This is a genomic window from Pseudotamlana agarivorans (assembly GCF_018860245.1).
GTDB classification, from domain to species: domain Bacteria; phylum Bacteroidota; class Bacteroidia; order Flavobacteriales; family Flavobacteriaceae; genus Pseudotamlana; species Pseudotamlana agarivorans_A.
On the sequence record NZ_JAHKPD010000008.1, the window covers coordinates 210,558 to 223,900 of the forward strand.

10 protein-coding genes are annotated in these 13,343 nt (G+C 34.5%); 6 read left to right on the top strand and 4 right to left on the bottom strand.

Annotated features, from left to right (window positions below; genetic code table 11):
• The 6 genes from KO493_RS03710 (at window position 1) to KO493_RS03735 (ending at window position 7,455) form a co-directional block, all read left to right on the top strand.
• Entirely contained in the window at window positions 1-1,476 is a 1,476-nt protein-coding gene (locus KO493_RS03710; RefSeq protein ID WP_216066602.1) for a hypothetical protein, read from the top strand.
• Between the two features lie 140 nt (window positions 1,477-1,616).
• Window positions 1,617-2,087, top strand: a complete 471-nt coding sequence (locus KO493_RS03715) for a lipocalin family protein (RefSeq protein WP_216066603.1) — start codon at window positions 1,617-1,619, stop codon at window positions 2,085-2,087.
• Between the two features lie 62 nt (window positions 2,088-2,149).
• Window positions 2,150-2,851: an OmpA family protein gene (locus KO493_RS03720; RefSeq protein ID WP_216066604.1), complete on the top strand. Its 702-nt coding sequence runs from the start codon at window positions 2,150-2,152 to the stop codon at window positions 2,849-2,851.
• Between the two features lie 168 nt (window positions 2,852-3,019).
• On the top strand, window positions 3,020-3,541 hold the full coding sequence (locus KO493_RS03725) for a ferritin (RefSeq protein ID WP_216066605.1): 522 nt from the start codon (window positions 3,020-3,022) through the stop codon (window positions 3,539-3,541).
• Window positions 3,542-4,624: 1,083 nt separating this feature from the next.
• Window positions 4,625-5,227 (top strand): alpha-ketoglutarate-dependent dioxygenase AlkB family protein, encoded by a 603-nt coding sequence (locus tag KO493_RS03730; RefSeq protein WP_216066606.1) that lies wholly within the window; start codon window positions 4,625-4,627, stop codon window positions 5,225-5,227.
• Window positions 5,228-5,337: 110 nt separating this feature from the next.
• Window positions 5,338-7,455, top strand: a complete 2,118-nt coding sequence (locus tag KO493_RS03735) for a Tex family protein (protein ID WP_216066607.1) — start codon at window positions 5,338-5,340, stop codon at window positions 7,453-7,455.
• 183 nt (window positions 7,456-7,638) lie between these two features.
• Here the strand turns inward: KO493_RS03735 and KO493_RS03740 are convergent, their stop codons facing one another.
• The 4 genes from KO493_RS03740 to KO493_RS03755 all read right to left on the bottom strand — a co-directional run bounded on the left by KO493_RS03740 (window position 7,639) and on the right by KO493_RS03755 (window position 13,157).
• Window positions 7,639-8,070 (bottom strand): TerB family tellurite resistance protein, encoded by a 432-nt coding sequence (locus KO493_RS03740; protein ID WP_216066608.1) that lies wholly within the window; start codon window positions 8,068-8,070, stop codon window positions 7,639-7,641.
• A gap of 90 nt (window positions 8,071-8,160) precedes the next feature.
• The gene (locus tag KO493_RS03745) at window positions 8,161-9,957 is read right to left on the bottom strand and encodes a YfiR/HmsC family protein (RefSeq protein WP_216066609.1); all 1,797 of its coding nucleotides are present in this window, start codon (window positions 9,955-9,957) and stop codon (window positions 8,161-8,163) included.
• Between the two features lie 4 nt (window positions 9,958-9,961).
• Window positions 9,962-12,667, bottom strand: a complete 2,706-nt coding sequence (locus KO493_RS03750; protein WP_216066610.1) for a TonB-dependent receptor — start codon at window positions 12,665-12,667, stop codon at window positions 9,962-9,964.
• Window positions 12,668-12,740: 73 nt separating this feature from the next.
• A complete protein-coding gene (locus KO493_RS03755; RefSeq protein WP_216066611.1) occupies window positions 12,741-13,157 on the bottom strand; it encodes a response regulator in 417 nt (138 codons plus the stop codon).
• Window positions 13,158-13,343 lie beyond the last annotated feature (186 nt).

Here is a 13,343-nt window from a genome sequence, read left to right on the forward strand (position 1 = left end):
ATGAAAGCGTTTATCGGAGTTTTTACCTGCTTTTTGTTTTGTGTTTTTCAAGTGTCTAGCCAAGAAGTTGTTTTAGATTTTGAATTTGCGCAAAAATCAAAAATGTTAACTAAAGAGGTGTTTTCTATTTCTAATCAAGTCACTAAAGATTGGGCGCTTTTTATAAAGGAAAAGAAAGCCATTCAAGCTTATTTGTTTGATACCAATTTTAAGCAGAAAGTCCATTTTAGCTTTGATTCTGAAAAAAGAAAGAAGTACAACGAAGCCGTAGGTACCAAGATTTCAGGCGATCAATATAGTTTGGTGTTTTCTACTGCTAATCGTAATAAATTTTGTGTTTTCACTGTTGATTTTGCAACAAAAACCCAGCTTGTGCGCGAGTTTAAGGTTGACTTGCCTAAAGAAGCCCCTATTAAAACAATTAATTATCAGAATAAAATTTACTTTTTATCTTCTAATTCAGATGATGAACTTATTATTCGTGAGTTGACCGATAATGACGAATTAAAGTTGATAAAAAGGCATGCTTTAGATTTACAAAAAGGGCAACAGATTAATGATTTAGATAAATTTGGCTTGGATGATTGGGCCAGTAAAGGAGAAAATTTTATTACAGAAATTGCCAATACGGTTCCAAATAGTATTGAATTGGCCTCTGAAAGAACAAAGGTTTATCGTGAAGACGATCAGTTATTCTTTACTTTTGATTCTAGGAAAAGCGAAGCGACTGGTATGTTGGTTATTAATTTGACTGATTTTAGCATCCAAGAAAAAGCCTTTGCTTACCCTAAGGGCAAGGTTAGTAATTTCAAAAGAAAGAATTCGTATTATGTTGATGGTACATTGTTTCAAATAGCCAGTTCCAATCTAGAAATGTGCTTGACAATAAAATCAATGAACGATAGTGTGCTACAAACGTTTCGATACCATAAAAACCACCCTATCGCCATTAGAAACTCTATAATTACCCAAGAAGGATTAACAGCTGTACCTTGGGTAACCACTAGAACTTTCGATGAAACTTCTAAGTTTTTGCGTAAAATATCTTCTGCGAATGTAGGAGTCAGTGCTTATAAGATTGGTGGCTTGTTTCATTTAACCGTTGGAGGCTCTAAAGAAATTAGCCAAAGTATGCCCATGATGGTAGGTGGAGTTGGTAGTGTAGGTGGAGTTGGTGGTGTGGGCGGAGTCCCTATGGTTGTAGGTACTCTTGGTAGTGTTGCAATAACTCTAAATCCAGTTGGTGCCAGTTACACGGCATATTCTAGTTCAAAATCTACTTATTTTAGAACAAGTTTAGATGCTAATTATGAACATGTGGCAGAGGCCAGTGGTAACAATATTTTTGAAAAAATAAAAGCTTACGGCAAATTGAAAAAATACTGCACTAATGAAGATGTATTTTATCATAACGAGAATTTGCTTTATGGGTATTTGAACATGAAAGAAGGTCATTATAAGCTCGTTAAATTTTAATTTTAACGCTATTGCTTTTTGGTACGGCTCTGTATTTAAATTACCGTAAATTATAGTATATTTATATGTTGTAAACAAATAAGTTTAAATTGAGAATGCTTCATTAATGGTGTTTTCTATAACTTATAAAATCTTAATCCATGAAAAAAATAGTACTCGTATTAATGACTTTAAGCCTTCTTGTGGCTTGTAATTCAACTCAAACAGCTGCTAGTCCAAGTCCAGCTAAGAAAAAAGTAATTAAAGGTAATTGGACCCTTAACACTATTACCTATAGTGAGGATGCTGAATTTAATGTGACCCTTTTAAATGAAGCCACTAAGGAATGTTTTGAAGGTAGTGCTTGGAATTTTATTCCTAACAACAATACCGGAAGCTATTCTATTGAAGGAGATGCAGAGTGTCATAATGGAATTCGTAATTTTATTTTCACGGTAGATGGGCAAAATTTCTTATTAAAGCCTACTGATGCTCGTGGAAAATCTTTAACCAATAGCGGTTTTCGTTTTAACTTAGTATCTATGTCAGAAACTTCATTGACCCTAGCACAAACTGTTAATGTCGAAGAAGAGGAAAATTCACTTACAATTACTTGGCAATTTTCAAGATAATTGATCACATTAAATAACATGTTATACATTTTAATCTAATTAATCTTTCAACAAAAAATAATATGAAAAAATATATTCAAAAAACATCCATTGTATTGTTAGCAGTACTAACGCTAGTATCATTTGTGAACTGTAAAGCAGTAGATAATGCAAATAACAAACAAAAAGCTGCGGCCATTGGTGCTGTAGGTGGAGCTTTATTAGGAGCTATTATTGGAAACAATGTAGGTCATGGTAACAGTGAATTAGGAGCAGCCATCGGTGCGGCCATTGGTGGTGGTGCTGGTGTTATTATTGGAAACAAAATGGACAAACAAGCCCAACAAATTGAGCAAGAAGTCCCAGGCGCACAAGTAGAGCGTGTTGAGCAAGGTATTGTTGTGACTTTCGAGGATGGAAGTGGTGTGTATTTTGCTACTAATAAATACAATATCAATTCAGAATCTCAAGAAACATTAAATAAATTAGTAGGAATCTTTCAAGATCACCCAGATACTAACTTATTGGTTGTAGGACATACCGATAGTCAAGGGGACGCGAATTACAATATGACTTTATCAAAAAATAGAGCCAATGCGGTAACTGGATTTTTAAAACAAAATGGTGTGAGTTCAAACAGATTAACAACACACTGGTTTGGTGAAGAGCAACCAATTGCAGATAACAATACAGCTGAAGGTCGTGCAGAAAACAGACGTGTGAACATTGTTATTTTGCCAAATGATGACATGATTAAAGATGCTAAGCAAGAAGCTGGAAATTAAGAAAACCAGACTTTATAAAAAAATTAAGGAAGTCCACTAAAATGTATTTTTTAGTGGATTTCTTTTTGCAACAACTTTAATTAAGACTTATTATAATTTATTAATTAAGTAATTTCTCATTCCATATTAAATGAAGAAATTTTTAACTTTACATAAAAACGAACCATTATGTTATCAAAAAAGATAGAAAACGCATTAAACTCACAAATACGAATAGAAGCAGAGTCATCTCAAATATATTTAGCTATGGCATGTTGGGCCGAAGTTAAAGGTCTTGAAGGTATTTCCAATTTTATGTATGCACAATCTGATGAAGAGCGTGAGCATATGCTCAAGCTTGTAAAGTTTGTGAACGAGCGTGGGGGGCATGCAAAAATCTCAGAATTAAATGCACCTAATGTTACCTTCGCGTCTATTAAGGAAATGTTCGAAAAATTATTCGAACATGAAGTTTTTGTATCCGAAAGCATCAACGAATTGGTGCATATTAGTTTACAAGAAAAAGATTATGCTACCCATAACTTCTTACAATGGTATGTAGCCGAACAAATAGAAGAAGAAGCTGTTGCGCGTACCATCCTAGATAAAATTAATATGATTGGCGATGATAAAGGTGGTTTATACTTATTCGATAGAGATATTGAAAACCTAACGGTAACAACTGCGGCTGCTTCTGGGCCTCAAATTTAAATTTTAACATTTAACCTTATTTAGATTTAATTAAAATAACATATATTTGTCCGCGATAACGAACCGTGTTACAGTATTGTGGGTAAGAAAAAGCAAAAAAAAGCAGAAAAAAAATTACGCAAATTAGGAGTTGAACTTCCTGAAAAAGTAAAAAGTAGCTGTTGTAAAAAATTTAAAAAAGGCGAAAACAAGCGTTGTAAAAAATGCCCTTGTTTCGATTTAATAAAGAAAGTGGCGTAAATAGCTTTGCTTATTTATACCGTGTAAATTAAAGACCTGTTAGCGGTTAAAACTGCTAACAGGTTTTATGTTTTAAGGTATAAAAGAAAGCCTCTTCAGGTTTTTAAAACCACCGCTACCGCCAGTTTGCAACTGTTGGCCATTAAGTTAAGCGATAGCAAAAAAACCTAGAGTTTTACTTTGTTGCTAATCTAAACTAAGCTGGAATGTTGCCGTTTTAAATATGCTAGATTAAAAATTTTGAAGCCACTAGTCACAGACGTAGCGGCAGCGGGGCGTAAATAGCTTTGCTTATTTATACCGTGTAAATTAAAAACCTGTTAGCGGTTAAAACTGCTAACAGGTTTTATGTTTTAAGGTATAAAAGAAAGCCTCTTCAGGTTTTTAAAACCACCGTTACCGCCAGTTTGCAACTGTTGGCCATTAAGTTAAGCGATAGCAAAAAAAACTAGAGCTTTACTTTGTTGCTAATCTAAACTGGAATGTTGCTGTTTTAAATATGCTAGATTAAAAATTTTGAAGCCACTAGTCACAGACGTAGCGGCAGCGGGCAGCGAGGTGGCCTGTTTAATGAAAGTTTTTTTAAGCTAATTCAAGTTTGTGATTCGGAGATGGTTAGCACGACTTGCTCCGCTACAGCAAGTTTATACTCCGTTACCGCCAGTTTGCAACTGGTGGCCATTAAGTTAAGCGATAGTATAAAAAAATACTAGAGCTTTACTTTGCTGCTAATCAAAACTAAGCTGGAATCTCACCCATTTTAACGATTCAAGAGCTCATATTATAATTAACGACAGACTTTATATCTTTACATATCTAGTTTTCAGCTTCAAAATTCAATAAATGGACTTGTTTAATAATGATCTTGTATCGAATATTTTACCCTATGATGGTGTGGTGAATTATTATGGTAAGGTTATCGCAGAAAAAAATATTTCTAATTATTATAACCAATTGCTAAAAGAAATTTCATGGAACCACGACGAAGCTATCATTTTTGGAAAACTAATCATCACCAAAAGGAAAGTGGCTTGGTATGGCGATGAACCCTTTGAATACACCTACTCAAAAACAACCAAACGTGCCTTACCGTGGAATAAAGTCCTTTTAGAACTTAAAAGGCTGGTTGAACATAAAACTGGAGAAACCTATAATTCTTGTTTACTAAACTTATATCATAGCGGCGATGAAGGTATGGCTTGGCACAGCGATGCTGAAAAAGACTTGAAAAAACTCGGATCTATTGGGTCGTTAAGCTTTGGGGCAGAACGCAAATTTTCCTTTAAACATAAAACCACAAACCAAAAGGTTGATTTGGTTTTAGAAAGAGGGAGTTTGCTAGAAATGAAAGGTAAAACTCAAACCCATTGGTTACACCGATTACCGCCTACTAAAAAAGTAAAAACACCACGAATAAACCTTACATTTCGAACGATCGAACGTTAATTGGTTTGTAAATAAATTGGGTAAGCGTTTTAAATCTCAGTTGGAGATATTTCATTGCGATTTAAAATTAAAATTCTTTAGTTTAGCCTTCAATTAGTTCGTTAATATTCATGATAAAATATATAGTTCAACACACTCAAATTCAGGAATCATCGGTTGAAAATACGGTAGATCTTTTAAATCAAGATTGCACCATTCCGTTTATTTCCCGCTATCGTAAAGAAGTTACGGGTAATTTAGATGAGGTTCAAATTGGTGACATCGTTAAATACAAAGAACAATTTGAAGCCCTAGAAAAACGAAAAAAGGCCATTTTAAAAGCCTTAGAAGAACAGGAGGTTTTAACTCAAGAGTTGAAGCTGAAAATTGCAGCGACCAACGATTTAACCACCCTTGAAGATTTATACCTGCCTTTTAAAAAGAGCCGAAAAACCAAAGCTGAAAAAGCCAGACAAAACGGATTAGAGCCTTTAGCTAAAATCATCATGAGTCAGAATGCTAATGATATTGAATCGATTGCCTACAAGTATGTGAAAGGTGATATTGATTCTGCTGAAACCGCTTTAGAAGGGGCGCGGCATATTATTTCTGAGTGGGTTAATGAGCGTAGTGATATTCGGAATAATATACGTTACCAGCTGGAGCGTTTCGCTATGATTTCCACGAAAGTGATAAAAACTAAGGTCGATGATGAAAATGCGCAGAAATTTAGAGATTATTTCGATTGGGAAGAAAATCTAAGTCGGATGCCATCACATCGTTTCTTAGCGATTTCTAGAGCTGAAAAAGAAGGTTTTATTCGTGTTAAAGTAACTATTGATGATGATCGTGCCTTGGATAAAATAGAGCAGCGTATCGTAAGGTCTCATAACGCTTGCGCGGAACAAATAGTACTGGCCATTAAAGATGCTTATAAACGATTATTGTTACCGTCGCTTGTTAATGAAGCGCTTCAAACAGCGAAAGATAAAGCCGATGCATCTGCCATTTCTGTATTTGCTAAAAACTTAAAGCAATTGTTGCTAGGGTCGCCTTTGGGAGAAAAACGTGTTATGGGTATCGATCCAGGATTTCGATCGGGATGTAAAGTGGTATGTTTAGATGCGCAAGGCCAGTTAAAATATAACGAAACCATTTATCCGCACCCGCCTAAAAGTGATAGTATGGGGGCCATGAAGAAGATAAGTTCATTAGCCGATGCTTATAAAATTGAAGCTATTGCTATTGGAAACGGAACGGCTTCACGGGAAACAGAAGCTTTAATTCGTAAGGTACATTTTAAAAATGATGTACAGGTATTTGTGGTTAGTGAAGCGGGAGCGAGTATTTATTCAGCCTCAAAAATAGCGCGAGAAGAATTCCCTAATTACGATGTGACCGTACGTGGTTCGGTGTCCATAGGTAGGCGTTTGCAAGACCCTTTAGCCGAATTGGTAAAGATTGATGCTAAATCTATTGGTGTCGGGCAGTATCAGCATGATGTGGATCAAACCAAGCTTCAAAAAGAACTGGATGTCGTTGTAGAAAACTGCGTGAATGCGGTTGGCGTAAATATCAATACGGCCAGTAAATCACTACTGAGCTACGTATCGGGCATTGGTTCTAAATTAGCAGAAAATATTTTTAATTACCGACAAGAAAACGGGGTGTTCACCTCAAGAAATGAAATTAAAAAAGTACCACGCTTAGGCGGAAAAGCTTTTGAGCAAGGTGCCGCCTTCTTAAGAATTAAAGATGCTAAAAACCCGTTGGATGACTCGGCAGTGCACCCCGAGAGTTATACCATTGTAACTAAAATGGCGCGGGATTTAGGGCAGTCGGTTCAAGATTTGATCGGGAATGCTGTGGCACTTAAAAAAATCAATATAAAACAGTATTGTACAGAAACGGTTGGTTTATTGACCTTAGAAGATATTATTAAAGAGCTGGAAAAACCTGGGTTGGATATTCGTGAACAGGCTAAAGTGTTTACCTTCAATCAGAATATAAAAACGATTAACGATTTACGCGAAGGACAATTATTGCCGGGTATTGTAAATAATATTACCAATTTTGGTTGTTTTGTAGATGTTGGTATAAAAGAAAGCGGTTTGATTCACGTGTCTAATTTAGCAGATAGTTTCGTGAAAGATGTTAATGAACACGTGAGTTTACATCAGCAAATTATTGTAAAAGTGCTTGAGGTTGATGTTCCGCGAAAGCGTATTCAATTAAAATTACATAAATAAAAAATGGCTGTCGAAATCAAATTATAGACAGCCATTTTTTTAAATTTAAGCTAGAAATGATATTTGCATATCTGTAATTATAGCTCATGAGTTTTTTGTCATTCTGAGGAATTTAGGAATCTCACAAATCACAGAAAGATGCTTCTTTCATACTTTTTTCGGGTTAACCAAATAAAAAGAATCTTATTGATTCATATTTTTTATTTGATCGATAAAAGTTTCTAAATCGACACCATTTTGAACCAAGGTTAAGGCCTTATCTACAATGTATTTCACGTTTACAGCATGAAAGCCAAGACCAACACCTATTTTATGTAAAATACGGTGTTCGGGGTCGCCTTTAATTTGATCGACATGTACCATACGCGCCAAATCGTATAAACGCTCTAAACGTTTTTCGTAAGATGTTGGTGGGTTTATAGGGTGCGATTTATAGTCTTTTAAAATCGTAATATATTTTTCCTTGTGAATATTTAAATTGTGCGCTAAGCGGTCTAAAAAAGCTTGTTCTTCTGCTGTAATTATACCGTCGTCCATGGCTACACGAACTATAGAAGCAAAATGGTTCTCATTGCGCTGTTTGAAACCACTATCAAATAATTTTGAAATTGACATTTTTTATCAGTTTAGTTTAAAAACAAATATAATTAAAGTTCGCTGCTTTTTTTGTTAATAGAAAGTAAATTTATAACGCAATTAAATTTCTTATTTCGGAATCGTGAAGAAAAAAGTAGTGCCTTGATTTATAGTAGATTCAAACCAAATTTGCCCACCAAGGGTCTCCACAATTTTTTTACAAAAAGCCAATCCAATCCCTGTACCTTCATAGGTTTCTCTGGAATGAAGCCGCTGAAAAATTGCAAATATTTTATCCTTGTGCTTGTTTTTAATTCCAATGCCGTTATCGGTGATTTCAAACTGCCAAAATACCTGTGTTTGAAGTTCGGGAATCGTGGTTTTACATGAGATATTTATAATAGGATCAACGTCTGCTTTTTTAAATTTGATGGCGTTGTTTATTAAATTTTGAAACAGTACAACCAGTTCTATTTGACTGGCTCTTAACGTTGGTAAATCTTGATATTGAATAGTGGCTTTATTGCGGTGGATGGCGTTATCCAAATCACTAATAATATCAGCAACTAACGTGTTGCAGTTTATTTCCGATTTTTCCTTAGCTTTTCCAAGCCTAGAATAATTCAATAAGGCGTCAATAAGGTTCCTCATTCGATTACTTGACTTGCTTATAAAGTTCATGCTAATAATAGCATCTTCATCAAGTTTGTCTTTATAATCGTCCTGAAGCAAATCTATTAGTCCAGAAATGGTTGTTAATGGTTCTTTAAGATCGTGACTTGTGATGTATGCAAACTCCTCGAGTTCTTTATTTTTTGAAGCAATTTCTAATGACTTATTAAAAATATCGTTGTTTTTTTCCTGTAAATCTTTGTTTAGAAATTTAATCGAAGCATAATTTCTATAGAGTAAAATGGCTGCTATAAGGAATAGAATTAGTAGCGCAAGAAGCAAGTAATTAACTGTTTTTTGGGTGTTTAAATTGGTGTTTATATTGTTAATTTTTTCTGCTTTAGAATCTATTTCTTGTTTTTGGTTTTTTAAAATTTTCGCTTGTGAAGCAATGGTATTATTGGTAAGATCTATAAAGGCTTGTTTTTCTTTTAAAGAATCGATTTGTTTTAAAATACGAGCTTCTAACTCTTTTTCGATGGTTAATTTTTCAGAGTATTTCTTTTTTTGAAATTCCGATAAGGATAGTAATTCATTAATCTCAGATTTTTGGTTGTTTAAAACGTTCTTTTGCTTATTTATTTGAGAGTTAATGGTGTTTATCGTTTTCTTCTGGACGGTAATATCTTCATCCTTATGTTTAATGTCATCTTTGGCAATTTCTAGAGCTTCTTGGGTTTCTTCTAGTTTTTCTTCGGTGTCTTGAAAGAGTTGTTTCCATTTTTCAATAGTAGAAATGGCATTTTGCTTTAAAGAGAGTAAAGGGGTTAGGTTGTTTTTTGCCAGGAGGTCTTCATTGATTTCATACTGAAAATCTTCACCAATATTTACAATGTTAACCATCGACGAATTAAAAGGAAAATCTTCTGTGATGAGTAAGGTATTGTTGCCTGAGATTTTATGAAGTATATAATCTATACCGAAGTTTTTATTAGAATTTACATAAACCACATCAACATCGGTGATATCCTTAATGCTCGCAAAGTTTATAATTCTAACGGATTTATTTTTAATTTGGCGTTTTTGAGCCAATCCTTTCAAATCAATACTGGTGCGGTCCTTTCCAAGAACACCAATAATGAAATCGGGGCTTGTGTTTGTATCGTTAAATTGAATTTGTTCAGATATATTGAAAATAAAAAGCGCGCGCTTAACCCGTTTTATTTGTACGTTTAAAGTGGATTGAGAAGTTGCTTGATGCACCCAAGAAAGGAAGAATAAAATAAAAAAATATTTTAATGTATGAATCCTCATTAATTTATAAACGTAATAAGAGTTTTAAAAAATAGTTAGCGCCATTCACTCCGAATTGTTGAACGCGGCGGCTGTAAGTGAAACTTCCCTCATTGGTGTTACTCGAATGCGTGTGTTTATCTGGGTACACGTTAAAAATATTATTACAACCTACGGTGGCTTCTAAAAAATCTGCCACTCGGTAAGCGATATATAAATCGGTGACAAATTTCGGACTAAAAGTTTGATCTCTAGTCTCAATATTTCCTGTATACATATTGCTTTGCCAATTAATTGGGTCGCCATCGTCTGGGTGAAGGTAGTCTACACTTCCAAAACAGGTGCCTACCAGATTAAATTTAAAACTTTTTATTTCATATTGAAAGTATGAGTTTATTTTAAAATTAGGCTGTGCCGATTCAATTCTAGAGCGTTCCTCTCGGTTAAACAAGGTCTCTAAATCCCCGTTTTCAACACTATTTTTATTTACATAGGTCACCTTGGTTTTCATCAGGTTGGCAGAAATATTTCCGTTAAATAATCCACTTCCTAATTTATCTTGATATGAAAATGAGGTTTCAAAACCATAAGTTTTGGAATCGATAGCGTTTACAAAAAACTGGGCAGTAGTAACATTGTATGGTGCTAGTTTTGATAGGTATCCTGCACCAAAACCTCCAGATAAAATAATACGGTCTTTAATACTAATGTTGTAGTAGTCTGCGGTAAAGGTGAATTTGTTATTAAACTTAGAACTCCAACCTAAACTAAAATGTTTAGACAATTCTGGGGTTAATTGGTTAACCTTAAAGACATCGGTAATTAATGAACTTTCATGATTAAATGTGCCCACTTGACTAATGTCTCCATCAAAATATTGCGTGCTTATTTTTTGAAAATAAACTTGGTGTAATGATGGTGCCCTGAAACCTGTTGAATAACTCGAACGGAAAGAGATATTTTTGTTTAGTAAATAACGTCCTGAAAGTTTCCAAACTGAATTTTCTCCAAAATCGTTATTAGATTCAAATCGATATGCTGCTTTTAATAAAAGGGGCTCAAAAGGTTTTAATTCTAAATCGGCATAGACCGAGGCATTAGATCTTATACGAATCAACTCGTCGGAAGGTTGAATGCCAGGAAAAACTTGAGCGCCAATGAGTCTTGGTCTTTCAATGTCGTTTTCATCAAAAAACGTATCGCCACCATCAATATAAGAATCCTCTTCACCGCTAATAATTTCATAACCTTCTACTCGAATTTCACCTCCAAACGCTACACTTAAGCCTTTTAGGTAATCGAACTCTTTATCGATATCTATGTTCGTAGTATTGAGTTTGTAGAAATACCCTCCCGATTTAAAAACTTTAGGGGAGCGCACCCCTAAGGAGGCATTGTTTGAATGGCTTACTGTAAAATCAATATTATTGTTTCCTATTGAATGACTAAAATCCAAATTCCACGCATTTTTTTCACCTTTAAGACCTATAGTAAGCGCATTATCTTGAATGTTCGTGATAATTCTTGGAGAAAATCCATCAGGAAAAAGTTCTTCGATCACTCGATCCGGTTCGTTTGGAAATCGATAAAACCCTCCCGAGGTTCCTTCTCTGGAGTTTCGACCACCAAAGAAATAAAGGTTTGCTTTTTTGAAAATAGAAAGTTCACCATTGAAAGAAACTGCCGAATTTCGTACTGCAGCACTTCCTATTTCCATGACCTGCCTATCGTTATAGCCTGTTTTTCCGAAGAAATTATTTTGTTCTATTAATTGTTCGTCTATAGCATCATCAGAATCGTAAACATTTCCTGTGTAGTTACCTGCTCTATTTGTGGCTTTGCGATCTCTAAATTCACCTGTGATATTGATATAGCCAGTATTGCCAATTTTGAATCCGAAATTAGCACCAAAATAGCTCGTTACACCGTCTCCTTCAACATTAGATTTTATTCTAGAATCGATATTAATAATGTCTGTTTGTTTTTTAAGCACAATATTAATTACGCCCGCAATAGCATCAGAACCATATTGTGAGGTTGCACCATCTCTTAAAATTTCTATATGATCGATGGACGATACCGGAATGGCATTAAAATCGGTACCTACAGTCCCTCGTCCAATTGTTCCATTAACATTTAACATGGAACTGGTGTGGCGCCGTTTTCCGTTAATTAAAACCAAAACCTGATCAGGACCTAAGCCTCGTAATGTAGCAGGATCGATGTGATCTGTACCATCTGAAATGGTTTGGTTTGTAGAATGAAAAGACGGAGATAAATAGTGTAGTATTTCTGTTAATTCGAAATGGGAAGAGCCGCTAATTTCTTCAGGTGTTATGATTTCTATGGGTACTGTGGTTTCTAAAGCCGATTGTGGCCTGGAACGTGTTCCTAAAGAAACAGGTTCATCGGCCGAAAATCCCGTTTCTAGAATAAAATTTGTAACCAGGGCATCCCCTACATTGACTTCAATTGCGACACTTTTAGATTGGTACATGATAAAGGATGCAGTAACCACATAATGGCCTTCTTCTAGATTTAAAGTGTAATTGCCTTGAATATTAGTGGTAGTTTGTATGGTTGTGCCTTCAATGGTTATAAGTGCTCCAGGAAGTTTGCCAAATTCATCGGATACATTTCCAGATAAAGTAGCTCGGTCTTGAGCACTTAAAATTTGCCCCGATAGTAAACTTAGTAAGGTTATTAAGTATAGACAAATTTTTATGCGCATGCGGTAGTTTAGTTTGTCCTGTAGAACAACATAAAAATCTTCAAGAGGTAATAACTAGGGTAGTGAATCTTTTTTATGAGGTTTTACAGGGTATTAAATCTTCAATAATGTTATCTAATATGGCGAGGGAAAGTGGTTTGTTAATGTAATCTGTTATTTCATTTAGGGTTTGCGATCGTTCTTTATCCTTTGGATTAGAGGAGGTTGTTAACATGATAATTTTAATGTCATCTGTAAATTTGGTATCCAATTCTTTATAAGCTTCAATAAACTCCCAACCATTCATCGCGGGCATATTAATGTCTAGAAAAATTACGTCGGGCTTTAATGCTTTTCCAGCAATGGCTTCTTCTAAATATTCTAAAGCTGATTTGGCACTATTTAACGAGATGATTTCGCCAAATTTATTGTGCTTTTTTACAATCTTTTCATTGTAAAAACTTGTGAATTTATCGTCGTCTATTAGTAATGTTGATGTTACAGATTTCATTAGAGGGATTAATTGTTATACAAGGATAATACCTTTTTTTTAAACTTTTAACATAATGTTGGGAAGGGTAAGCATTTTTTTTGATTTAATCGACCAAATTGATTAAAAAAGCTATTAAGGTTAAATTTTTACTCGATAAAAAGCATAAAATTTATATTAAATAATTAATAACTTAGGTTTTCTAAA